Annotated in this window: 23 protein-coding genes; 10 read left to right on the top strand and 13 right to left on the bottom strand. The window is 69.5% G+C overall.

The features are described 5' to 3' along the window. Window positions 1-5 precede the first annotated feature (5 nt). Entirely contained in the window at window positions 6-881 is an 876-nt protein-coding gene (gene ddaH / locus CPY97_RS01470; RefSeq protein ID WP_096420205.1) for a dimethylargininase, read from the bottom strand. 103 nt (window positions 882-984) lie between these two features. Between ddaH and CPY97_RS01465 the strand changes: the two genes are divergently transcribed. Together CPY97_RS01465 and CPY97_RS01460 are read left to right on the top strand one after the other, a co-directional pair. After that, on the top strand, window positions 985-1422 hold the full coding sequence (locus tag CPY97_RS01465) for an Lrp/AsnC family transcriptional regulator (protein ID WP_096420203.1): 438 nt from the start codon (window positions 985-987) through the stop codon (window positions 1420-1422). 15 nt (window positions 1423-1437) lie between these two features. Further along, window positions 1438-2148, top strand: coding sequence for an alpha/beta fold hydrolase (locus tag CPY97_RS01460; protein ID WP_096420201.1), 711 nt, complete (start codon window positions 1438-1440; stop codon window positions 2146-2148). 54 nt (window positions 2149-2202) lie between these two features. On the opposite strand, the gene aceB is transcribed toward CPY97_RS01460, so the two are convergent. After that, window positions 2203-3888 carry a malate synthase A gene (gene aceB, locus CPY97_RS01455; protein ID WP_096420199.1) on the bottom strand — a complete coding sequence of 562 codons (1686 nt, stop codon included), beginning with the start codon at window positions 3886-3888 and terminating at the stop codon, window positions 2203-2205. Window positions 3889-3929: 41 nt separating this feature from the next. Further along, window positions 3930-5225 (bottom strand): isocitrate lyase, encoded by a 1296-nt coding sequence (aceA, locus tag CPY97_RS01450; protein ID WP_096420197.1) that lies wholly within the window; start codon window positions 5223-5225, stop codon window positions 3930-3932. A gap of 150 nt (window positions 5226-5375) precedes the next feature. On the opposite strand from aceA, the gene CPY97_RS01445 reads away from it, so the two are divergent. Next, the gene (locus CPY97_RS01445) at window positions 5376-6851 is read left to right on the top strand and encodes a helix-turn-helix transcriptional regulator (protein WP_096420195.1); all 1476 of its coding nucleotides are present in this window, start codon (window positions 5376-5378) and stop codon (window positions 6849-6851) included. 9 nt (window positions 6852-6860) lie between these two features. Continuing rightward, window positions 6861-7217: a GntR family transcriptional regulator gene (locus tag CPY97_RS01440; RefSeq protein ID WP_096420193.1), complete on the top strand. Its 357-nt coding sequence runs from the start codon at window positions 6861-6863 to the stop codon at window positions 7215-7217. Window positions 7218-7498: 281 nt separating this feature from the next. Here CPY97_RS01440 and CPY97_RS01435 read toward each other — a convergent pair whose 3' ends face one another. Further along, window positions 7499-11032 carry a proline dehydrogenase family protein gene (locus tag CPY97_RS01435; RefSeq protein ID WP_173826849.1) on the bottom strand — a complete coding sequence of 1178 codons (3534 nt, stop codon included), beginning with the start codon at window positions 11030-11032 and terminating at the stop codon, window positions 7499-7501. Between the two features lie 103 nt (window positions 11033-11135). Between CPY97_RS01435 and CPY97_RS01430 the strand changes: the two genes are divergently transcribed. The 3 genes from CPY97_RS01430 to CPY97_RS01420 all read left to right on the top strand — a co-directional run bounded on the left by CPY97_RS01430 (window position 11136) and on the right by CPY97_RS01420 (window position 14581). Next, entirely contained in the window at window positions 11136-12059 is a 924-nt protein-coding gene (locus CPY97_RS01430; RefSeq protein ID WP_096420190.1) for a LysR family transcriptional regulator, read from the top strand. 84 nt (window positions 12060-12143) lie between these two features. Then, on the top strand, window positions 12144-13745 hold the full coding sequence (locus tag CPY97_RS01425; RefSeq protein WP_096420188.1) for a phytoene desaturase family protein: 1602 nt from the start codon (window positions 12144-12146) through the stop codon (window positions 13743-13745). Further along, window positions 13745-14581 carry an oxidoreductase gene (locus CPY97_RS01420; RefSeq protein WP_096423264.1) on the top strand — a complete coding sequence of 279 codons (837 nt, stop codon included), beginning with the start codon at window positions 13745-13747 and terminating at the stop codon, window positions 14579-14581. The genes CPY97_RS01425 and CPY97_RS01420 overlap by 1 nt, the downstream gene beginning before the upstream one ends. Window positions 14582-14602: 21 nt before the next feature. Here CPY97_RS01420 and CPY97_RS01415 read toward each other — a convergent pair whose 3' ends face one another. From CPY97_RS01415 to CPY97_RS01395, 5 genes are read right to left on the bottom strand one after another with little or no spacing between them, the layout of a single operon-like run. Next, window positions 14603-14920, bottom strand: a complete 318-nt coding sequence (locus CPY97_RS01415; protein ID WP_096420186.1) for a hypothetical protein — start codon at window positions 14918-14920, stop codon at window positions 14603-14605. Further along, window positions 14917-15303: a YidH family protein gene (locus tag CPY97_RS01410; protein WP_096420184.1), complete on the bottom strand. Its 387-nt coding sequence runs from the start codon at window positions 15301-15303 to the stop codon at window positions 14917-14919. The genes CPY97_RS01415 and CPY97_RS01410 overlap by 4 nt, the downstream gene beginning before the upstream one ends. 48 nt (window positions 15304-15351) lie before the next feature. Further along, window positions 15352-15897 carry an acyl-CoA thioesterase gene (locus CPY97_RS01405; RefSeq protein WP_096423263.1) on the bottom strand — a complete coding sequence of 182 codons (546 nt, stop codon included), beginning with the start codon at window positions 15895-15897 and terminating at the stop codon, window positions 15352-15354. 25 nt (window positions 15898-15922) lie between these two features. Next, entirely contained in the window at window positions 15923-16921 is a 999-nt protein-coding gene (locus CPY97_RS01400; RefSeq protein WP_096420182.1) for a DNA-3-methyladenine glycosylase family protein, read from the bottom strand. A 54-nt stretch (window positions 16922-16975) separates the two neighbouring features. After that, window positions 16976-17275 (bottom strand): DUF4190 domain-containing protein, encoded by a 300-nt coding sequence (locus CPY97_RS01395; protein WP_096420180.1) that lies wholly within the window; start codon window positions 17273-17275, stop codon window positions 16976-16978. Window positions 17276-17451: 176 nt separating this feature from the next. Here CPY97_RS01395 and CPY97_RS01390 point away from each other — a divergent pair, with 176 nt between their 5' ends. Together CPY97_RS01390 and putP are read left to right on the top strand one after the other, a co-directional pair. Then, on the top strand, window positions 17452-18477 hold the full coding sequence (locus CPY97_RS01390) for a 6-phosphofructokinase (RefSeq protein ID WP_096420178.1): 1026 nt from the start codon (window positions 17452-17454) through the stop codon (window positions 18475-18477). Window positions 18478-18614: 137 nt separating this feature from the next. Next, the gene (putP, locus tag CPY97_RS01385) at window positions 18615-20123 is read left to right on the top strand and encodes a sodium/proline symporter PutP (protein WP_096420176.1); all 1509 of its coding nucleotides are present in this window, start codon (window positions 18615-18617) and stop codon (window positions 20121-20123) included. A gap of 67 nt (window positions 20124-20190) precedes the next feature. On the opposite strand, the gene CPY97_RS01380 is transcribed toward putP, so the two are convergent. From CPY97_RS01380 to CPY97_RS01365, 4 genes are all read right to left on the bottom strand, one after another. Next, entirely contained in the window at window positions 20191-21021 is an 831-nt protein-coding gene (locus tag CPY97_RS01380; protein ID WP_096420174.1) for a uroporphyrinogen-III synthase, read from the bottom strand. A gap of 61 nt (window positions 21022-21082) precedes the next feature. Further along, window positions 21083-21307 carry a hypothetical protein gene (locus tag CPY97_RS01375; RefSeq protein WP_096420172.1) on the bottom strand — a complete coding sequence of 75 codons (225 nt, stop codon included), beginning with the start codon at window positions 21305-21307 and terminating at the stop codon, window positions 21083-21085. After that, window positions 21304-21735 (bottom strand): phage holin family protein, encoded by a 432-nt coding sequence (locus tag CPY97_RS01370; protein WP_096420170.1) that lies wholly within the window; start codon window positions 21733-21735, stop codon window positions 21304-21306. The genes CPY97_RS01375 and CPY97_RS01370 overlap by 4 nt, the downstream gene beginning before the upstream one ends. A gap of 15 nt (window positions 21736-21750) precedes the next feature. Then, complete coding sequence (locus tag CPY97_RS01365) at window positions 21751-22134, bottom strand: hypothetical protein (RefSeq protein WP_096420168.1); 384 nt, start codon at window positions 22132-22134, stop codon at window positions 21751-21753. 162 nt (window positions 22135-22296) lie between these two features. Here CPY97_RS01365 and CPY97_RS01360 point away from each other — a divergent pair, with 162 nt between their 5' ends. Continuing rightward, complete coding sequence (locus tag CPY97_RS01360) at window positions 22297-23316, top strand: siderophore-interacting protein (protein ID WP_231923993.1); 1020 nt, start codon at window positions 22297-22299, stop codon at window positions 23314-23316. Window positions 23317-23335 lie beyond the last annotated feature (19 nt).

Raw genomic sequence — 23335 nt, 5'->3', positions numbered from 1 at the left:
AGCGGTCACCAGCGCAGGTCGAGCGTGCAGCACTTGACGCCGCCGCCACCGAGCAGCAGCTCGCTCAGGTCGACGCCGATCGGGTTGTAGCCCCGTTCGCGCAGCTGTCGGTCGAAGTCCGTCGCGCGGCTGGCGATGACGATGTTGTAGCCGTCACTGTACGAGTTGAGGCCGAGCACCGCGGCGTCTTCCTCCGTGCAGAGGATCGCGTCGGGGTACCGCTCGCGCAGCAGGCCGAGCGAGTGCTCGTCGAAGGCGCTCTCAAGGTAGGCGATGTTCTGTCGGCCACCCTCGATGGGCTCGGGGTCCAGCACGGCGATCGCGGTGTCGAGGTGGTAGAAGCTGGGGTTGATGAGGTTGAGGCTCAGCACGTCGAGGCCGGTCACCTGGGCGAGTTCGGCGTGGCTGCGGCTGTCGCTGCGGAAGCCCGTACCGGCGAGGATCACGTCGCCGACGAGCAGGAAGTCGCCCTCGCCCTCGTTGGTCTCGACGGGGTCGTGCACGCGGAATCCGTTGTCGCCGAACCACTGCATGTAGGCGGGGCCCTCAGGCTGGCGCTCGGGGTAGGTGAACTTCGCGCCGTACGCGACACCGTTGTACGTGAAGCCACCGTTGGCGGCGTAGACCATGTCGGGCAGCCCGGCAATGGGGTCGATGAGGTGCACCTCGTGACCGAGGTCGAGGTAAATGTCGTACAGACGCTGCCACTGCTGCACCGCGAGGCTCGTGTCGGTCGGGTTCTCGGGGTGCATCCACGGGTTGATCCGGTAGCTGACGGTGAAGTGCTCGGGTCGGCACATCAGCACGGTGCGCTTGGTCGGAATCCGCGAGGTCGTCGCGGGTGTGGTCGCGGGGGCGGGGGTCTGCTCGGTGACGGTCACGCCCTCCAGTCTCACACCTTCGCGGCACACGCGTCGGGGACCGCGCGCAACGGATCGTCGTCTGGTCGCGCATCCACGCAATGGATGCGCGTAGCCTGACGACATGGACGCGATCGATTCCCGCATCATCGACCAGCTTCGGCAGAACGCGCGGGCCGGCTACGGCGACATCGGCGACGTGGTCGGCCTGTCGGCATCGGCCGTGAAGCGCCGCGTCGACCGGCTGGTCGCGGACGGTGTCATTCGGGGGTTCACGGTGCAGGTCGACCCGGCTGTTGAAGGCATGGTGGTCGAAGCGTACGTGGAGCTGTTCTGCCGCGGCACCGTCTCACCGGAAGACCTGCGGCGCCTGCTGTCGGCCGTTCCCGAAGTGGTCGACGCCGGCACGGTGACCGGCGAGGCCGACGCGATCGTGCACATGCGCTCGCGCGACATTCCGTCGCTCGAGGAGGCGCTTGAGCGCGTGCGCGCGGCGCCGAACGTCGACCACACGCGCTCGGCGATCGTGTTCTCGCGCCTCGTGCACCGCGAGTACCCGTAGGGGCGTCGGCTCCGGATGACTCTCGCGCACACGGCCTGGGGTGACGCGCCGCCGAGCGTGCTGCTGCTGCACGGAATGCTCGGCAGCGCCGACAGCTGGTGGCGAGTCGCCCCCGTACTCGCCGATCGACGGCACGGCGTTATCGCACTCGACCTGCCCGGCCACGGACGCTCCGCTCCCGACCGCTCGGCGACCGTCGCACGCGTCGTGGATGCTGTGGTCACCACCTGGCGCTCACTCAGCGACGCTGCGCCCCGCCTCGCGATCGGCCACTCGTACGGCGGCACCGTGCTGGCGGCGGCGCTGCCGTCGCTCACGCCCGAGCGCGCGGTGTTCGTCGACTCGCCCTTCATCAAGCAGGGCGCACACGACGCCGACGAGGCACGCGCCTACTACTCGGAGAGCGTGGCGGCCCGGACGGCAGAGGGGCTTCGCGCGCGGCGCCCCTTCTACTCGGAGCGTGACATCGAGGCGGAGGCTCTCGCCGCCTCGCACTTCGACGTCGAGACGGCGGTGGCGCTGTCGGCGTCGCCCGGCGACGACTGGACGCCCGACGGCTCGACGCCCGCGCTCATGGTGCGGCCGGCACCGAGCCCGTACATCACCGACGAAGTCGCGGAGGCCCTGCGCGCCCGCGGAATGGCGGTGACCGACGTTCCGGGCGCCGAGCACTCCCTCTGGTACAGCCACTTCGACGAGTTCCTCGCCGCGATCGACGACTGGTAATGACCCGGGCGCCTCGAACGCCCGCCTGTATTGGCAGACGGGCGTTCGCGCAGGTCAGGCGTTGACCGACTCGCGCTCCGCGCTCGGCTCACGCTCGTCCTCGGCCGACGGGCCGCGCTCGACCAGGTACCGCGTGTAGGCGGGCACCGTGAGGAAGGTCGGGAAGACCTCCTGCAGCGCCACCTCGCGGAACACGTCCTCCGCCTCGGCGAGCTTGTGGCCCTCCGGGGTCGGCAGGTCGGCGAGCACCTCGCGCAGCAGGCGCTCCACCAGCTGGCGCGTGATCTGCTCGCCCTCCGCCGTGACCGTGTCCTGGTGGATCCACTGCCACAACTGCGAGCGACTGATCTCGGCCGTCGCCGCGTCCTCCATCAGGTTGTCCAGCGCCACGGCGCCGATGCCGCGCAGCCACGCCTCCAGGTAGCGCACGGTGATCGAAATGTTGGCCCGCACGCCGGCGAGCGTCACCTCTCCTCCCGCGGAGCGGATGTCGAGCAGATCGCGAGCCGTCACGTGCACGTCGTCGCGCATCCGGTCGAGCTGGTTCGGGCGCTCACCGAGCACGCGATCGAACTCTGCGCGGGCCACGGGAATCAGATCGGGATGCGCGACCCACGACCCGTCGAACCCGTCGGTGGCCTCGCGGCGCTTGTCCGCGGCGACGCGTTCGAGGGCACGTTCGGTGACCTCGGGGCTGCGCCGGTTCGGAATGAACGCGCTCATTCCACCAATGGCATGCGCCTTTCGCCTGTGGCAGGTCTGCACGAGCAGCTCGGTGTATGCCCGCATGAACGGCAGTGTCATGAGGATTCGGTCGCGGTCGGGCAAGACGAACCACTGGCCACGGCCGCGGTAGTTCTTGATGATGGAGAACACGTAGTCCCAACGCCCGGCGTTGAGGCCCGCGCAGTGATCGCGCAGTTCGTACATAATCTCGTCCATTTCGAACGCGGCCGGGAACGTCTCGATCAGCACCGTCGCGCGGATCGTGCCGTGGGCCAGCCCCAGGCGTTCTTCCGCGAAGGTGAAGATCTCGTTCCAGAGGCGTGCCTCGCGGTGCGACTCGATCTTCGGCAGGTAGAAGTACGGCCCGCGACCCCGGCGCACCAGTTCATGCGCGTTGTGGAATGCGTAGAGGCCGAAGTCGACGAGGCTTGCGCTCGCGGCCAGTTGCTGGCCGGTGCGGTCGGCGTGTTCGATGTGTTTCTCGACCAGGTGCCAGCCGCGGGGTCGCATCACGATCGTCGGGGTGCGCTCCGTATCGGTGACCCGATACTGCTTCCCCTCCGGTGAGGTGAACTCGAGCTGATCGCGGATCGCGTCGAACAGCGAGAGTTGGCCCTCGATGATGTTTGCCCAGGTCGGGCTCGTCGCGTCCTCGAGGTCGGCCAGCCAGACGTTGGCTCCCGAGTTGAGAGCGTTGATCGTCATCTTCGGGTCACACGGGCCCGTGATTTCGATGCGGCGGTCCTCGAGGCCGGGGCCGGCGCCGGCGACGCGCCAGCCAGCATCCTCACGAATCGATGCCGTTTCGGGCATGAAGCCGAGGTCACGGCCGTTGCCGAGCTCGTAGCGGCGCTTCATGCGGTCGGCGAGCCGGTCGTGGCGGGGCCCGGCGAAGCGGTCGTGCAGCTCCGCGACGAACCGGAGGGCCTCAGGGGTGAGGATCTCGTCGTAGCGCGGTCGCATCGCACCGGTGATGGTCAGCGTGCCCAGTGTGGTGGGGGTAGTCGTGGTCATGATCGTCTCGTTTCGTCGAGTCGGCGCGCCTCGGGCGCGGATCAGTGGAACTGCTCGGACTCGGTCGATCCCACGAGCGCCAGCGTTGCGCTCGTCGGATTCAGGGCCGTGGCGATCCGGTCGAAGTAGCCGGTGCCGACCTCGCGCTGGTGGCGCGTGGCCGTGTAGCCGTCGACCTCGGCGGCGAACTCCGCCTCCTGCAGTTCGACGTAGGCGCTCATCTGCCGCTCGTTGTAGCCGCGGGCGAGCTGGAACATGGAGTGGTTGAGGGCGTGGAAGCCGGCGAGCGTAATGAACTGGAACGCGTAGCCCATCGCGGACAGCTCGCGCTGGAACTTCGCGATCGTCGCGTCGTCGAGGTGCATCTTCCAGTTGAACGACGGCGAGCAGTTGTACGCCAGGCGCTTGCCCGGGTACTCGCGGTGAATGCTCTCGGCAACGGCACGGGCGAGCTCGAGGTCGGGCTCGGACGTCTCGACCCAGATCAGGTCGGCGTACTCGGCGTAGGCGTGCGCCCGGCTGAGCACGGCCGGCAGCCCCGGCTCGACCTCGTAGAAGCCTTCCGCGGTGCGCTCGCCGGTGGTGAACTGGCGGTCGCGCTCGTCGACGTCGCTGGTCAGCAGGTTCGCGGCGAGTGAGTCGGTTCGGGCGATGATGACGCTCGGCACGTCGGCGACGTCGGCGGCGAGCCGAGCTGCTTGGAGGGTTCGGATGTGCTGGCTGGTCGGCACAAGCACCTTGCCGCCCATGTGGCCGCACTTCTTCTCGCTGGCGAGCTGGTCTTCCCAGTGCACGCCGGCGGCGCCGGCCTCAATCATTCCGTGCATGAGTTCGTAGGCGTTCAGCGGGCCACCGAATCCGGCCTCGGCGTCGGCGACGATCGGCACCATCCACTCGCGCGCCTCTGGCTCGATCTGCCCGGCGCGCAGCAGGGCGTTGTTGATGCGGCGCACGACCGCCGGCACCGAGTTGGCCGGGTAGAGGCTCTGGTCGGGGTAGGTCTGGCCCGAGAGGTTCGCGTCGGCGGCGACCTGCCAGCCGCTCAGGTAGATGGCCTTCAGCCCCGCGCGCACCTGCTGCACGGCCTGGTTGCCGGTGAGGGCGCCGAGCGCGTATGTCCACTCACCCGGGTCGGTGGTGTTCTTCTGAATGAGCTCCCACAGCTGCTCGGCACCGCGGCGGGCGAGCGTGCGCTCTTCGCGCACCGGGCCGCGCAGCTCGACGACGTCGTCGGCCGAGTAGTCGCGGCGGACGCCGTCCCAGCGGGCGTCGGTCTTCCAGCTGGTCTCGAGTTCGGCGGCGGTCTGCGTCTGGTCGCCGGGGCGGGTGGTGCTCATGGGATGCTCCTTCGTCGGTCTCTCACGGACCCATCGGCGGGTCGTGCTCTCGACTCTGCGCGAACTTCGGACGCCCGAACCGACAGAAAGCGACTGAAATACGCAGCTATTTCAGTTGCGCTGAAGATCGCGGCCTGGCAGGGTCGTCGCATGCTCGAGATAGCGACGACAGGCGACCACGCTGGTGACGTGACCGATCCGTTGCTGCTGGGGAGGCGCATCCGCCAACTGCGTGCCGATGCGGGACTGACGCTCGCCGATGTCGCGGGGGCGGTCGGGGTCGCGCCGTCGCACCTGTCGAGCCTCGAGAACGGCAAGCGCGAGGCGAAGCTCAGCGAGCTGCAGACGATCGCGCGCACGGTCGGGGTGGGGCTGGATGCGTTGCTCACCCCGCAGGCGCCCAGCCGACGGGCGGCGCTTGAGATCGCGCTCGAAAAGGCGCAGCGCGGGCCGCTGTTCGCGGGGCTCGGCATCGCGCCGCTGCCGGTGCGCAAGAGCCTGAGCGATGAGGCAATCGAGACGATTCTCTCCCTGCACGACGAGCTGCAGCGGGTGCATCGCGAGCGCGCGGCGACCCCGGAAGAGGCGCGCCGCGCGAACGCCGAGCTGCGGCGCGCGATGCGTGAGCGCGGCAACTACTTCGGCGAACTGGAGGCTCAGGCGGCCGCGCTGCTGACGGCTGTCGGGCACGACGGCGGTCCCCTGCCGCAGCGCGTTGCGGCCGAGCTGGCGGCGCATCTCGGGTTCTCGTTGCACCACGTGAACGACCTGCCCGCATCCACGCGGTCGGTCACCGACCTCGAGAACGGGCGCATCTACCTGCCCGCGCATCTTCCGCCGGGCCGCGACCCGCGCACCGCGCTGCTGCAGGCCCTCGCCGGGCACGTGCTCGGCCGGCCCGAACCCGCCGACTACGCCGACTTCCTGCGCCAGCGAGTCGAGACGAACTATCTGGCGGCGGCGCTGCTGATTCCGGAGCGCGACGCGGTCGACTTCCTGACGAGAGCAAAAGCGCGGCGGGAGCTCGCCGTGGAGGATCTGCGCGATGCGTTCGCCGTGTCGTACGAGACGGCGGCGCACCGCTTCACGAACCTCGCCACCGAGCACCTCGGGATTCCGGTGCACTTCTTGAAGGTGTCGACGAACGGGGTGCTGTCGAAGGCGTACGAGAACGACAGCGTGCAGTTTCCGACGGATGCCCTCGGTGCGGTCGAGGGGCAGGTCGTGTGTCGCAAATGGTCGGCCCGCCAGGTGTTCGACGAGCCCGACCGGTTCAGCGCGTACCACCAGTACACGGACAAGCCGACGGGCACCTACTGGTGCACCTCGCGCATCGAGAGCGGGTCGGCGGGCGAGTTCTCGATTTCGGTGGGCACGCCGTTCGCGCACGTGAAGTGGTTCCGCGGGCGGGAGACGACCCGCCGGGGCGAGTCGACGTGCCCCGATCCGTCGTGCTGCCGGCAGGCGCCCGAGCCGCTCGCCGCCCGCTGGAGCGGGGCCGCCCGGCCGCAGGCGCGCATCCATTCGTCGCTGCTCGCAGCCGTGCCGGCGGACGCGTTCCCCGGCGTTGACCGCGGCGAGGTGTACGGGTTTTTGGAACGGCACGCGCCGGGCGTCGCGCAGTAGCCTCGACCCATGCTGGTCAGGGTCGACGCCGAGGCGGGGGTGCCGCCGTACGAGCAGATTCGCGTGCAGGTGCGCGACGCCGTGCGCTCGGGCGAGCTCGCCGCGGGCTCGAAGCTGCCGACCGTTCGCCGCCTCGCCGATGACCTGGGGCTCGCCGTCAACACGGTGGCCCGCGCCTACCGCGAACTCGAGGGCGACGGCGTGATCGAGACCCGAGGGCGCAACGGGTCATTCGTGCGCGCGCAGGGCGACGCGAGCGAACGTGCCGCGCAGGAGGCGGCTCACGCCTACGCCGACACGGTTCGGCGCCTCGGGATCGACGGGGATACTGCCCGCGCCTACGTCGAGGCTGCGCTGCGCGACTAGCTCATTTCCGTCGCGGGCCGCGCCGCGCGTCGTGCTTCCGCGGGAGGTCATGCCCCCCGCACGTGCTTCCAAAGACGCGGAGAAATGACAGCGCATCACCAGTCCGCACTTTTGGAAGCCTCCGGACCCCCGGGGTTTGATCCCCGTCGGCGGGACCCCGGGGTTGGTCCCCGAGGGCCGGTCCCCATGGGCCGGTCCCTGTGGGCCGGCTCCCACGGTGTGGCCCGCTGGGGGTCCGCCACCGACGCGGCACGACCGACGACCCAGAATTCGTCGGCGCCCTACAACTCCAACTCGGCGAGCGGCGGGTACGGGTTGCCGTAACGGTGCGCCGTGATCGACACCGCCTGCTCGCGCAGGAATGGCAACATTTCCACCCGGCCAGCAGTCGTCACCGGCCCCGACCAGATCGCCACACCCGGGTCACCGTCGATCGCGTAGAGCAACTCGCGCGCGACATCGGCTCCGGTGCGGCCGGTGCCGGCGACGACACCGTCCGACCCCACGAGGCGGATGCGCTCCGGCAGCTCCGAACACACGCGCGCGGCGAACGCGGCGTCCGTCTCGACCACGACCCGAGCATCCTCGTCGAGACGCAGCGCCGAGTCGAACTCGTCCTCAATAAGCGACAACAGGGCCGGCGGCAGCGGTACCGAGACACTCAGCGACACGGTCGCCCGCGCGCGGGCAGCCGCGACCAGCACGCGTACCAGCGACGCCACCGAGGCACCCTCCGCCTGCCGCACCGTCACCCGTGCCGGGCGGTAGCGCAGTACATTGCGCTCCACCCCGAGCGCCGACACATCGCGCGACACCCCAAACTCCGACTGCCACACCTTCTCGTCGCTGATCGCGCCAGCGCGGGCAGCGTCGAATCCGACAAAGTCCATGCCGGGCTGTGCCGCCTCCAACACGCGAGCCGCCGCCTCGCCGAGGTGCCGCAGCGACAGGTTCTTCTTCGGTTCGCGCTCGACCGGCTGCCAGGTGCCGAAGCCGAACACATACGACGGCCCCCCCGCCTTCGTCGAACCGCCGACACTCGACCGCTTCCAGCCCCCGAACGGCTGGCGCCGCACGATCGCGCCCGTGATGCCGCGGTTCACATACAGGTTTCCCGCCTCGACACCATCGACCCAGGCGTCGACCTCGTCGGCGTCCAACGAGTGCAGACCCGCCGTCAGACCGAACGGCGTCGCATTCTGCAGCTCGAGCGCCTCCTCGAGTGTGCGCGCGCGCATCAAGCCCAACACCGGGCCGAAATACTCCGTTAGGTGAGCGTCGCTGCCGGGGGCCACCCAGCGCTTCACGCCCGGCGTCCACAGCCGGCCGCCGCCGTCCAGCGCGCGGGGTTGCACCAACCACTGCTCGTCCCCCTCCAACTGAGTCAAGGCGCGCAACAACTTGCCCGAAGCCGGCTCGATCAGCGGGCCGACGACGCTCACCGGGTCGGTCGGCCAGCCCACCTTCATGGTCATCACGGCGTCGAGCAGCTGGCGCTCGAACCGCTGCGAGTCGGCCACCGAGCCGACGAGAATCGCGAGCGACGCCGCCGAACACTTCTGCCCCGCGTGACCGAACGCCGACTTCGCGATGTCGGCCGCGGCCAAATCGAAGTCCGCCGATGGCGTCACGACGATGGCGTTCTTGCCGCTCGTCTCGGCGAGGATCGGCAGGTCGGGCCGCCACGACCGGAACAGCGCGGCCGTCTCGAACGCCCCCGTCAGCACCACCCGGTCGACGGCGGGGTGGCTGATCAGCAGCCGGCCGAGCTCGTTCTCGGGCACGTCGACCAGTCGCAGCACCTCGCGCGGCACCCCAGCCGACCACAGCGCGTCGACCATGACGGCCGCGCAGCGTCGCACCTGGGGGGCTGGCTTGATGATGACCGCGCTGCCCGCGGCGAGCGCCGCCAAGACGCTGCCCGCCGGAATCGCGACCGGGAAGTTCCACGGCGGCGCCACCACGGTGAGGCGCACCGGCTCGAAGCGCGCGCCCTTCACGCTGTCGAGCATCCGCGCGCTTTCGGCGTAGTAGTGGGCGAAGTCGATCGCCTCGCTCACCTCGGGGTCGCCCTCGGCGAGGGTCTTGCCCGCCTCGGCGGTCATCACGGCCAGCAGCGCGGCGCGGCGTTCCGCGAGCGCGCGGCCCGCCGCGTGCAGCACCGTCGCGCGGTGCTCGGCACCCGCTGACGCCCACAGGGGTGCGCTGCCCCGGGCATCCGCCATCAGCCTCTCCAGTGCTCCGGCGTCGCGCACGGCCGCCGCGGCGAGCACCGCGTCGCCGTGCGCGAAGACGGATGCGTCGCTCGCCGCCGCGAGGATCTCCCGCCCCCACGCGCGGTTCGCGGGCAGCGACGGGTCGGTGTCGGGCTCGTTGGCGAAGCCCTCGTCGACGCCGACTCCGCCCGGAAGGGGGTGGGGAGCATCCGTCGAGCGGTTCTGCACCCGGTGCGCAGCCGGCGCGTCGGGCGCCTCCGCGAGTTCGGCGAGCGAACGACGGAAGCGCTGCTCCTCCCGCGCAAACATCGCGGCGTCGTCGACGAGCTCGAAGGCGCCCGACAGGAAGTTCTCGCCCGACGCGTTCTCCTCCAGCCGCCGGATGAGGTAGCTGATCGCCGAGTCGAAGTCGCGCGGGTGCACGACCGGCGTGTAGAGCAGGAGGCCGCCGGCGGTGGCGCGAACCGCGTCGGCTTGCGCGGGAGCCATGCCGATCAGCATCTCCACCTCGACACGGTCGGTGAGGCCACGCGCGTCGGCGAGCTGCAGCGCCCAGGCGATGTCGAACAGGTTGTGACCGGCGACGCCGATACGTACGGCGGATGCGCGGGCAGGGTCGAGGGCGCGGTCGATGACGCGCTTGTAGTTGGCGTCGGTGGCCTGCTTCGACGGCAGCACGGCGACCGGCCAGTCGTGCACGGCGGCCTCGACGCGCTCCATCGCGAGGTTCGCGCCCTTCACGACACGCACCTTGATGCCTGCGCCGCCGGCTTCCCGGCGTGCGACAGCCCACGACGTCAGTCGGTCAAGCGCGGGCACCGCCTCGGGAAGGTAGGCCTGCAGAACGATGCCACCCTCGTACTGGCCGAGCCCCGGCCGGTCGAGCAGGCGCGTGAACACCTCGATGGTCAGGTCGAGGTCGCGGAACTCCTCCATGTCGAGGTTCAGGAAGGTGGGAGTTCCGCCGAACGCGGCGCGCTGGTACAGCGGGGCCAGCCGCTCGACGACGCGGTCGACGGTTTCGTCGAACGACCACATCGAGAGTTGGCTGACGATGGCCGACACCTTGACCGACACGTAGTCGACGTCGTCGCGGGCGACGAGTTCGTGCAGGCCCTCCAGGCGGCGGTCGGCCTCCGCGTCTCCGAGCACGGCTTCGCCGAGCAGGTTGATGTTGAGGCGGTCGCCGTTCTCGCGCAGCCGCTCCAGCGTGCGCCCGAGACGCTCGGGGGTCGCGTCGATGATGAGGTGGCCCACCATTCCGCGCAGCACGCGGCGGGCGATCGGGATGATCGGCCACGGCAGGAGCGGCGCGAACCCGCCCCCGAGCACGATGAGGCCTCGCAGGTACCAGGGCAAGAACCTCGGCACCCGGCGACTGAGTCGCTCGAGCTCGCGGGCGGCGACCCGGAGGTCATCGGGGCGGGCGACACGGTCGACGAAACCGATGGCGAAGTCGAGGCCGTCCGGATCCTTGAGGAGGCCGGCGAGCCGTTCGGCGGCGGGGTCAGCGGCGGCGCCCTCGGTGGCGGCGAGCCATGCCCGCACCTGCTGGACGGCGGCATCGGCAGACGACTCTGTGGTCGACGTCGTAGTCATGCCCTCTACTGTCTCACCCATAACTCTTCGGGTATAGCGGGCATTTCCGCACAATTCCGTGCGAATATTGCGAACAATATTTTGCGTCGAGAAAGGTCTCGGGATGCTCGATCCTCGTCGACTGCGACTGGTGCGGGAACTGCGCCGTCGCGGCACTGTGCACGAGGTCGCGCGCGCTCTCTCCTATGCGCCATCCACCGTCTCGCAGCAGTTGGCCCAACTGGAGCACGAGGCGGGAACGCCTCTGTTTGAGCGGGTGGGCCGGCGGCTGCAGCTCACCCCGGCGGGCGAACTCCTCGCTGACGGCGCGGGCGCCGTGCTCGACGAGCTCGAGCGGCTCGAGCAGTCGCTCGCCGAAGCGACCGAAGCGCCGAGTGGCACCGTCCGCCTCGCCGTGTTCCAGTCAGCCGCTCTCGGCATCATCCCCCGCGCGCTCACCCTGCTCGCTGGTGAGCATCCGGCGATGCGGGTCGAGATCACCCAGCGCGAGCCCGAGAGCGCGCTTGACGAAGTGTGGGCGCGCGACTTCGACCTCGTGGTCGCGGAGGAGTACCCGGCGCACTCGGCGCCGCACCGCGACGAGCTCGACAGGGTGCCGCTGTGTCGCGACGCGCTGCGCCTCGCGACCGCGCCCGACACTGGCGCATCCGACACCCCCACCTCGATGGGCCCGCTTCGCGTCGAGTCGCTCCCCGACACCGCTGCCCTCCCCTGGGTCATGGAACCCCGCGGCACCGCCAGCCGACACTTCGCCGAGCAGGTGTGCCGCCGCGCCGGGTTCGAGCCCGACGTGCGCTTCGAGACGGCCGACCTGCAGGCGCACATCCGCCTCGTCGAAGCCGGCCACGCCGTGGCACTGCTTCCTGACCTGGTGTGGGGCGATCGAGAACCGAGCGTGCGCCTCATCGACCTGCCCGAGCATCCACGACGCACCGTGTTCACGGCCGCGCGCCGCGCATCCGCGCACCGACCCGCCATCGTCGCCTGCCGCGATGTGCTCAGCCGCGCTGTCGCGTTCCTCCAGTGACCTCCCCGGGCGTGCACAGCATGCCGATGCGTGCATAGGCTGGCAGCACCGCACCATCGGATTTCAGCACGCAGGAGCACCCCCGTGACCACTCGTCGCGACGTCGTCATCATCGGCGGCGGACACAACGGCCTTGCCGCCGCCGCCTACCTCGCCCGCGCGGGTCTCGACGTCGAGGTGCTCGAACGCCTCGACACCGTCGGCGGTGCCGCCGTCTCGGCGCAGGCGTTCGCGGGCATCGACGCTCGCCTCAGCCGCTACTCGTACCTGGTGAGCCTGCTGCCGCAGCGCATCATCGACGACCTCGGACTGTCGATTCGGCTCGCCCCGCGACGCTACTCCTCGTACACGCCGGTCCCCGGTGGTGACGGCGGCCTGCTCGTCGACAATCATGACCAGGCGGCCACCGACGCCTCGTTCGCGGGCATCGGCGCGGCGCACGACGCGGATGCGTGGCGCACCTTCTACGACGGAACGACCCGTCTCGCACGCGCCCTCTTCCCGACCGTGACCGACCCGCTGCTGACCCGCAGCGAAGCGCGCGCGGCCGTCGGCGACGATGCCCTCTGGGATGCGCTCATCGAACAGCCGGTCGGGCGCACTATCGCAAGCACCTTCGCCAGCGACCTTGTGCGCGGCGTCGCGTACACCGACGCCCTCATCGGAACGTTCGCGTCGAACGATGACGAGTCCCTCTCCGCCAATCGCTGTTTCCTCTATCACGTGATCGGCGGCGGCACGGGTGACTGGAACGTGCCCGTCGGCGGCATGGGCGCCGTGACCGCTGAGCTTGCCCGCGCGGCCCGTCTCGCCGGCGCGACGCTCACGACGGGCGCCGAGGTCACCGCGCTCGACGGCGACCGTGTCGTCACCTACCGGGTCGGCGACATCGAGCACCGGGTGGCAGCCGATCGCGTGCTCGTCAACGCGTCGCCGCGCGAACTGAACCGCCTCCTCGCGGCGGGCGATGCGGGCGGCGTGAGCAGCGCATCCCGCGTCGCCGAGCCCGCGGCCGAGGGCGCCCAGGTGAAGGTCAACCTGCTGCTGAAGCGCCTGCCGCGACTGAAGGATGCGCGCATCGCCCCCGAAGCGGCATTCGGCGGCACCTTCCACATCAACGAGCTGTTCACTCAGCTGCAGGCCGGCTACGACGCCGCGGCCGCCGGTCGCATCCCCGACCCGATTCCCGCCGAGATCTACTGTCACTCGCTCACCGACCCGACGATTCTCGGGCCCGAGCTGCAGGCGGCCGGCGCGCAGACGCTGACCGTGTTCGCCCTGCACACTCCCGACCGCCTGCTCACGGCCGACAACAACGATCGGATGCGCGGCGAACTGCAGGCCGCCGTGCTCGCGTCGCTCAATTCGGTGCTCGCCGAACCGATCGAGTCGCTGCTCATGACCGACGCCGACGGAGCCGCCTGCGTGGAGACGAAGACCACGCGCGACCTCGAAGAGGCGCTGCGCCTTCCGGGCGGCAACATCTTCCACGGCGACCTCGCCTGGCCGTGGCTCGACGATGACCATGCGACCGTAGCGTCGACCCCGGCCGAGCGCTGGGGCGTCGCGACCGGCGTCGACGGAGTGTACCTGTGCGGTTCGGGGGCGCGGCGCGGCGGCGCCGTGAGCGCGATCGGCGGCCACAACGCCGCCATGGCGGTGCTCGACGAACGGAGCGGCGCATGATGAGCGCCCAGAACGCCCGCGTCGCGCTCGTGACCGGAGCGTCGTCGGGAATCGGTGAGGCGACCGTCGAACGCCTGCTGGCACAGGGATTCATCGTCTACGCGGGAGCCCGCCGCATCGAGCGCATGTCCGGCATCGAGCAACGCGGCGCCCACACGCTGTCTCTCGACGTCACCGACGACGCGAGCATGACGGATGCTGTCGCCCAGATCCTTCAGGAACGCAATCGAATCGACGTGCTCGTCAACAATGCCGGGTATGGCTCGTACGGCTCGGTCGAGGAAGTGCCCCTTGAGGAGGCGCGCCGCCAGTTCGAGGTCAACGTCTTCGGCCTCGCACGCCTCACACAACTCGTGCTACCCGCCATGCGGGAGCGCAGGAGCGGTCGCATCATCAACGTGTCCTCGATCGGCGGTCGGATCTACGAGCCGCTCGGCGCCTGGTACCACGCGACGAAGTTCGCCGTCGAGGGTATGAGCGACTCGCTGCGCCTCGAGGTCGCGCCGTTCGGTATCGACGTCACGATCATTCAGCCGGGTCCCATCCGCACCGAATGGAACACCATCGCGCGCGACAGCATGGTGACCGTGTCGGGCAAGGGCCCGTACGCGGATATCGCGCGTCGCATGCGCGCGACCTACGAGAAGATCGACGGCGGCCGAAGCGCCGGTACTCCGGAGCAGGTCGCGGAGGCGATCGTGCGGGCGGCGACAGCCCGCACACCGAAGACCCGCGAAGCGGTTCCCGCATCGGCCAAGACGATCGTGGGAGCGCGGCGTCTGCTCAGCGACCGAGCCATGGATCGCCTCATGAAGCGGGTACTCGCCGGCGACTGATCGCCCGCGCCGCGGTGACGGCTACGCGGTGACGAGCAAAGCGACCGGAAGCGCCGCTCCCAGCAGGCCCGCGATGATCGTGATGGTCGCCGCCGTTCGCATGAGCGGCCACGCAGCCGCGCGCCGTCCGGCGCTGGGGGCGACGGCGGCGAGACCGAACGCCGCGACGGCGAGGATCGCCGCGCCGATCGTCACGAGCGGTTCGCCGACACGGATGCTCGTGACCGCCGCGAACAGCACGACGAGCGCCGCCTGCGCCATCGTTCGCTGCCAGGCGAGGCTCGAGCGGTCTCGGTCGTCGTTGACGGAATCGTGCGCCGCGTCCGTGACCACGATCATCCCGCCCGTTCGATCGCCTCAAACGCGACGAAGGCGGCGAGCAGGAGCGCCACGGCGACCGTGCCGGCGGTCAACCACGGCAATGCGGACGGCTTCGGGATGGGTCGGCCGAGGCGCAGGGCCCGCTCGCCAGCGCGCCAGTGGGCAAGCGACCAACCCGCGAGCACGGCGCCGGCGAGGCTCGACACGGCGGCGATGATCAAGAGCAGCGCGGGAAGCTCGCCGAAACTCACCAGCGTCGCGAGCGCGACGCCGGCGGCGACGAGGGCGAGGGAGGTGCGCATCCACGACAGGGCGGTGCGCTCATTGGCGAGCGACACCTGCGGGTCGGGGTCCTCCCCCACCGAGTAGACGGAGTGCGGGCGGCGGTCGTCGGTGCTCACACGCCAGAGATTACCGCCGCCGCGCCGCCCAGGCACCGGTGCGATCGCTCAGATTTCCCAGGTGCTGGGCGCGGGCTCGCGGCGGGTGGGCAGCGCTGCGCGCGTGCTCCACTCGTGCACCCACTCGGGCAGCGGGTGGTCGGCCGGGTCGAGGCCGAACAGTTCGGCGAGCTCGTCCATGGGCACGGTGCCACCCGACTTCTTCAGGAAGCGCGCCTTCACGATCGCGCGGGCGTAGACCTCGCCGTCGCGCACGAAGCGCTGCTCGACGTAGCCAGCCTTGTCGTCGAGGCCGATGATGGCCGACTCGACGATGAACTTCTGCCACGGCTCGAGCGAGCGCCGGTAGGTGATCGTCGACGAGACGACGACCGGGTAGTAGCCGAGCTTCTGCAGCCGCGGCCACGCGCCCGAGCGCGCCATGAGGTCGATGCGCCCGAGGTCCATGATCGACAGGTACACGCCGTTGTTCATGTGCATGAGCACGTCGAGGTCGGTGGGCCAGACGCGGAAGGTGGTGCGGGCGACGTCGGTCGGCTGGATGCGCTCGCCGAATCGGGCGCGGATGCTCAGCCAGACGAGGCGGAAGAACATGTTCACGCGGGCGACGCTAGCCGCGTCAGCGATCGCGATGGTCTTCGATGGTGATTCGGGCACCGTACCGCGGCGTCTCAACGCCGCTTCCTTCGATGAATCGCACAACGCGCTGCCGGTGACCACGGTACGGCTCGAGGAGCCGCATCATCTCGGCGTCGTCGCCGCGCTCCCCCGTGAACCAGTGGGTCACGCCGTGGGCGAGGTGGTAGTCACCGGCGCTCACGGTGTCGGGGTCGCCGTGGGCGCGCTGCATGATCTCGGCGAGCGTCCACCCGCCGAGGCCCGGAATCGACCGAAACCCCGCAGCGAGCCGCTCGTCTGCCCCGGCATGGCGGCCGACCGCGATCGTGCGCTGCAGGGCGGGGGCGACGGCGGCGACCCGGCGAATCGTGTCGCGGCGGGCGGGGGTCGTGCCGGCCCGGTGCCACTCGTGGTCGGGGATGCGCCGCCACGCCTCCGCCGTCGGCAGGATGCGCATCCCGTCTGGCGCGGGCCCCGGCGCCTCCGCGCCGTGTGCGCGGATCAGCTGCAGCCAGCTGCGCCGCGCCTCGACCCCGGTGACTTTCTGCTCGAGCACGGCCGCAACGGCGGACTCGAGCACGAGACCCGTGCGCAACAGCCGCAGCCCGGGCCGCCGTCGCCGCAAGCGCTGCAGCGCCGCGGCCGCCGGGTCGCCGTCGGCGGCGAGCCCGGCCAGCAGCGCGTCGAACGCGGGCCAGCCGTCGTCGTCGAGGCCGAGCAGCTCGCGCGCGTGGGTGAGCGACCAGTCGGCGCCGGGGCCCCAGGCGCGAACGTCGATGCCGCCGGAGGCGCTGGGGCCGAGGGCGTGCATCCGAATCGTGGCCGGGCCGTCGGGCGTCAGCTGACCGCGCCAGACGGGGCCGGAGCCGCCGCGCTCGCCCTCCCAGTGCTGGGTCGGGTCGCCGGTGCCGCGCCTGAGCGGAAACAGCACCGCGCCGAGCTCGAACGGCCCCTCGGGGTCGATGAGCTCGGCGCGGTCGCCGGTGGCGGGTGCGGTCATCACGACCGCCACGATCTCACGCTGAACTCAGCGCGATCAGCGCGCTCAGCGCGCTCAGGGAGCGAAGGTCGTCACACCTTCGATCGAGCCAACGAACAGGATCGGCAACACTATGGCGACAATCGTCAAGATCGTCCAGAAGACCGTGAAGATCGCGCCCAGCCAAATCGAAGCGACGGCGAGACCGTTCTTCATGCCAACCTTCTTTGATTGGTTGAGGGCAACGACGCCAAGAATGAGCCCGACGAGCGGGGCGACGAAAGCAAGAATCAGCGCGACGATGCCGAGCGTCTGGCCGGGGTTCACGGCCGGCTGCGCGGGCTGCGAGTAGGCGGGAGGGGGTGCGTCGGTCATGGGGGCTCCTGATGGGAATGGTGGTCGACCACCGGGGCGGTGCTCGACCGCAACCTTACTGAGGAGTCGTCGCGAGGGGTAGAGGATGTGGGCCCCGATTCCGTTCGGTGGCGAACGAGCGGGCAGGTGCATCCGTCGTTTTCGCGTCGGTAACCCGCACCCGCTTAGATGGAGTCATGCGTATCGGAATGCTGACCTCCGGCGGCGACGCCCCGGGGCTAAACGCCGTCATCCGCGGAGCGGTGCTGACCGGCACGACCGTGCACGAGCACGAGTACGTGGGGTTCCGTGACGGCTGGAAGGGTCTCGTCGAGAACGACACGATGACCCTCGGTCGGCACGAGGTGAAGGGCATCTCGAAGCAGGGCGGCACCATCCTCGGTACCAGCCGCACGAACCCCTTCGAGGGGCGCGGCGGCGTCGACCGCATCAACGAAGTCATGGACGTCAACGGCCTGGATGCTCTCATCGCTATTGGCGGTGAGGGCACGCTGGCCGCGGCCAAGCGTCTGACGGACGCGGGCGTGCGCATCGTCGGCGTTCCGAAGACCGTCGACAATGACTTGGACGCGACGGACTACACGTTCGGCTTCGACACGGCCGTCGGCATCGCGACGGAGGCGATGGACCGCCTGCGCACGACGGGCGACGCCCACAACCGCTGCATGGTCGCCGAGGTCATGGGTCGGCACGTCGGCTGGATCGCCCTGCACTCGGGCATGGCCGCCGGCGCGCACGCGATTCTGATTCCCGAGCAGCGCACCTCGATGGACCAGCTGACCGAGTGGGTGCAAAGCGCCTACAACCGCGGCCGCGCCCCGCTCGTGGTCGTCGCCGAGGGCTTCACCCTCGAGGGTGACGACGAACCGCACAACGACCGCGGCCTCGACGCGTTCGGCCGGCCCCGCCTCGGCGGTATCGGCGAGCGCCTCGCCCCGCTGATCGAGGCCCGCACGGGCATCGAGACGCGCGCGACGACGCTCGGCCACATTCAGCGCGGCGGCACCCCGAGTGCGTACGACCGCGTGCTCGCGACCCGGCTCGGCATGGCCGCGGTGCGCGCCGTCAACGGGCACCGGTGGGGCCAGATGGTCGCCCTGCGCGGCACTGACATCGTCTTCGTTCCGTTCGAGGCTGCCCTCGGCTCGCTCAAGACCGTGCCGCAGGAGCGCTACGACGAGGCCGCACTGCTTTTCGGCTGAATACCCAGCGTGTGGGTGCCTGCGAGGCGGCGCCCGCCTGAAATTGATAGTAACTCAATTTCTTACGATTCTCTCAGGTAGACTGATTGACGGTTACCGCGCATCCTCGCGGGTGAAATCGACTGAGGAGAACCGGCATGTCCGACGAGATTTTTCAGATTGGCGCGATCGTTTTGTACTTCGCGGCCATGATTGCGATCGGTTTATACGCCTACAAGAGAACCGAATCGCACGAGGATTACATGCTGGCGGGGCGCAAGCTTCCGCCGTGGGTGGCCGCTTTGAGTGCCGGAGCCTCAGATATGTCGGGCTGGATCATGCTCGGCCTACCGGGCGCGATTTACGTCTCCGGTTTGATCGAAGGCTGGATCGCGGTCGGCCTCACCATCGGCGCCTACCTCAACTGGAAGTTCGTCGCTCCGCGCCTGAGGGCGTACACCGAACGCTCGCGTAACTCGATCACGGTGCCGAGCTTCTTCGAGAATCGCCTGCGCGATACGAGCCGCGTGCTGCGCATCGCCTCGGGTCTCGTGATCCTCGTCTTCTTCACCTTCTACGTGGCCTCGATGATGGTGGCGGGTGGCGTGTTCTTCGAGCAGTCCTTCGGCTCGACCTACCTCACAGGCATGCTGATTGTCGCGGGCGTCACGCTCGTCTACACACTGTTTGGCGGCTTTCTCGGCGCCTCGCTCACCGACGTCGTACAGGGCACGCTCATGATGCTGGCGCTGCTGATCCTGCCCGTGGCGGCGGTGGTCGCCATCGGTGGTTTGGGTCCGACTTTCGAGGAGCTGGGCACCGTCGCGCCCGACCACCTGTCACTGCTTGGTGGTGCGGCCCTCACCGGTGCCACCGTGGTCAGCGTCATCTCAGCCCTCGCCTGGGGCCTCGGTTACTTCGGGCAGCCGCACATCATCGTGCGCTTCATGGCCATGAAGAACGTCGCCTCCGCCAAGCCTGCACGCCGCATCGGCATGACCTGGATGATCGTGTCGCTGCTGGGCGCTATCGCTGGTGGGCTGACCGGCCTCGCGTTCGTCTCGAGCCGCGGCATCGAGCTCGGCGACCCCGAGACCGTCATGCTGCTGCTGGCGCAGACCCTGTTCCACCCGCTGGTCGCAGGCCTCGTGCTCGCCGCGGTTCTCGCAGCGATCATGAGCACCGTTTCAAGTCAGTTGATCGTCTGCTCGTCGGTGCTCGTCGAGGACCTCTACAAGGTCGTGGCACGAAAGGATCCGTCGAAGACGTTCCTCGTCACGATGGGTCGGGCCTGCGTGCTTGCGGTCGCCGGCGTCGGAATCCTGCTCGCGATGAACCCTGGTGGCACGATCCTCGAGTTGGTCGGCTTTGCGTGGGCAGGTTTCGGCGCTTCGTTTGGCCCCATCATTCTCTTGTCGCTGTTCTGGCGCAAACTCACCAATTGGGGAGCACTCGCGGGAATGGTCGCCGGTGCGGCCACCGTCTTCATCTGGGATGCGGCGGGCTTCGCCCTGTACGAGATCATTCCAGGTTTCGTCATGAACCTGATCGTCTCCGTCGCCGTCAGCCTCGCGACCTTCCGCGACAACGCGGACGTCACGGAGGAGTTCGACGACACGGTCGCTATGACGGCGTCTGTGCCGACGGTCAAGGCCGAATCGAGCTGAGTCACCACCGGCCTCATGGGTCGGGCGTGCACCGCACGCTCGGCCCCTGACTTACGCGCGCTGCTCGCTAGCTGACCATCGGCGGGTGCGCATCGTGGGGATCGATCGCGAATTCTGCGAGAGCGCGCACGAGCGATGCACTCGAGCGCTCTTCCGCGATGCGGTGAACCGTGAGACCGGCGGCGCGCGCGTCGAACGCGGTGCGCGGGCCGATGCAGACAACAACAGCCTCGCTCGGCAGCGGGCTGAACTGTGCCGCGATCTGACGGGCCACGCTGCCGGAACTGACGAGGATCGCGCGGATGCGCCGACCGGCCACATCGGCAATGACCTCGGGCGGAGCGCCCACGCCGACCGTGCGGTAGGCGGCGACGAACTCGGCATCGACGCCGCGTTCGAGCAGACCCTGCAACAGTACCTGCTCCGCGATCTCGGACTGGGGCAAGAGTGCACGGAGGCCTGAGCCGCCGGGCCACTCCTTGAGGAGCCCCCGCGCGGAATGGTCGCTCGGCACGAAGTCGACTCGATAGCCCGCAAGCTGAAGCGCCTGGGCGGTGGTTTCGCCGACCGCGGCGATTCGGGTCGACTCGGGCGGACGAACGCCGTGGCCGACGAGCACGTCGACTGTGGTGGCGCTGGTGACGAGCAACCAGTCGTAGTGACCGTCGCGCAGGCGACCCAGCGCGGCGGTCAGCAACGCCGGGTCCTCCGGGCGAGCGAAGTTGATGAGCGGCGCGATGACCGGTTGTGCCCCGAACGATCGCAGCTGGGCGGCGATGCCGTCGCCCCATTTGCCGCCGCGCGGCACAAGCACGCGCCAGCCGAGGAGGGGCTTAATGACGGGCAGCGCAGCGGTCGGCGTGCGCTCGATGGTGGTCCCGTCGCGAAGTGAAGACATCGCCTACCATGATGAACCGCTCTCGCGGGGAACCCAAATCGGCGGGTCGGATGCTGGAGCCTCAGTCGTCGCCGGCAATAGCCCACGCGACCAGACCAACGACGACCGCGGTCGCCAGCGCGGCACCGATCAGATACGGCACGGGATTGCGCTCGTAGCCGGATCGCACTCGGCGGCCGAACTCGGCTCCTTTGACGCGCGGGTTCAGCCTGTTGTCGATCTCGTTCAGCGTCGCCTCAAGTTCGGCGCGCAGTTCATCGGCTCGGCGGGCGGGGTTGTCGCTCACGATGATCCTTTCGACTCTCCGCGCACGATACGAATGTCTTCGGCGATGCTTTCCATCGTCTCTGTCGGCGTCGGCGGCAGCCCGCGCTTCAGCTGAGCAATGCCGATTCCGGCGAGAATGCCGGCGAGCAGCAGAATGGCGCCCCCCACGATGAGCGCTGCCGCCCAGGCGGGCAGTACGGTGGCGAGCCCCAGCACGGCGGCGGCCAGAAGCACGAGTGTGGCGAAGAACGCGAAGACGCCTGCGCCGACGAGCAACCCTGCGCCGATGCCGGCCGACTTCAGCTTGCTCGAGACCTCGGCCTTGAGCGACGCAATCTCGGCCTGGATGAGCTCGGTCACGATGCGGGGCAGGTCGGCAAGCAGCGCGCCGATCGAGCGCCGGGCTTCACGGGGCGGCACAGGCGGTGTCGACAACGGATCCGTCATGTCGAGACCCCCGGGTTACGACGAGCTCGAGCGCGAACCCGAGCTCTTCGACGTCGTCGAGCGCTTCGCCGGCGTCTTGCGCGTCGACGACGAGTTCTTCGTGCTCGTCGAGGCCGACCCCGTCGACTTTTTGGCGGCAGCGCCCGACGAGGATGCCGACTCCGTCTTGTTCATGACGGTCGTGACGACCTTCTTGGCGCCATCGGCGACGAATTCCGCCACTTCGGGGGCCTTCGCGCGTACGTAGCCGTCAACCCTGTCGACCTGGCGCTGAACGCGCGGGTCGCCCCAGAAGCGGTCGCAGGCCTTCTTGATCTGCTCGTAGCGTTCGCGACCAGCTCGAGTGCCGAGCACGTAGCCGACGGCGAGGCCGGTGGCGAACAGGATCTTGCCGCGCATGGTGTCCTCCGTCTCTTCCTCGGCCGGATCGGTCGGCCGAAAACACCTGCCCAGCGTAGTCGGGGCCCCGCCTGGCCCGCGGTTTTCGTGGAGCCAACTCCCAGACGCTACCCGCTGGGTGGGACTGGACAGTACGGGGGCACTGCAGGGCATACTTAGGTAATGCTTACCTCACCCATGCGGGATGGTCACGCGCTCGACCACCGCCAAGCATCCCTGAACTACCCGGCTTATCGCCCCTTTTCCGCGCGCGTTTCGCGCGTGCTTCCGATCGGGCGTCATCTCGTGCGGGTGAGCTTCACAGGGGATGACTTCGAGGTTTTCGGTACAACGGGGCTCGACCAACGCATCAAGATTGTGTTCCCCGGTGACGGCGCCCTGCCTGACCTGGGTCAGGGCGACGACGCGGCGATTCTGACTGGCGACTGGTACGCCCGCTGGCGTGCGCTCCCGGATGACGAGCGACCCGCGTTCCGCACCTACACCGTTCGGGCAATCGACTCCGCGGCCGCTCGCCTCGACGTCGACATGGTGCTGCACGATCCTGCTCCCGGGGGCGATGGCCCCGCTGCCCGCTGGCTGAGGCAGGTGGGGGCCGGCGACGAGGTCCTCATCGTCGGGCCCGACGCGCGCACGGCCGACCCGCTGATCGGATGCGACTGGCGTCCGGGCGACGCTCGCACCGTGCTACTCGCGGGAGACGAGACCGCGGCCCCCGCGATCCTGTCGATCCTCGAATCGCTGGCGCCGGGTATCCGTGCGCAAGCATTCGTTGAGGTCGCGTCGAGTGCAGACATCCAACGCATCGTGCCAACGGCGCGGCACCGCGTCACCTGGCTCGCCCGCGACGCCGGTTGCGAGACCGCGCAGGGCTTCCAGGCGGTCGCTCCCCGCGGGGAATTGCTCCACCGCGCGCTGGAGAACTGGGTCGGCGGCCACCGCGCCGAGCTCACGACCGCCCTCGACGCCTCCCCTCACACACTCGACGACATCAATGTCGACACCGAGCTGCTCTGGGACAGCCCTATCGACCCGAGGGACAACGACTTCTACGCCTGGATCGCCGGTGAGGCAGCAGTGGTCAAGCGGCTGCGCCGGTATCTGGTGAGTGACGTCGGGGTGAACCGTCGCGCCGTGGCCTTCATGGGCTACTGGCGTGAGGGTCGCTCCGAAGGGCAGTGACACCGACCGAGGCCGCGCC

Origin of the sequence: Microcella alkaliphila (assembly GCF_002355395.1) — a bacterium.
GTDB classification, from domain to species: Bacteria; Actinomycetota; Actinomycetes; order Actinomycetales; family Microbacteriaceae; genus Microcella; species Microcella alkaliphila_A.
Note: the sequence above shows the minus strand (reverse complement) of the source record. Positions and strands in the feature narration are given on the sequence as shown.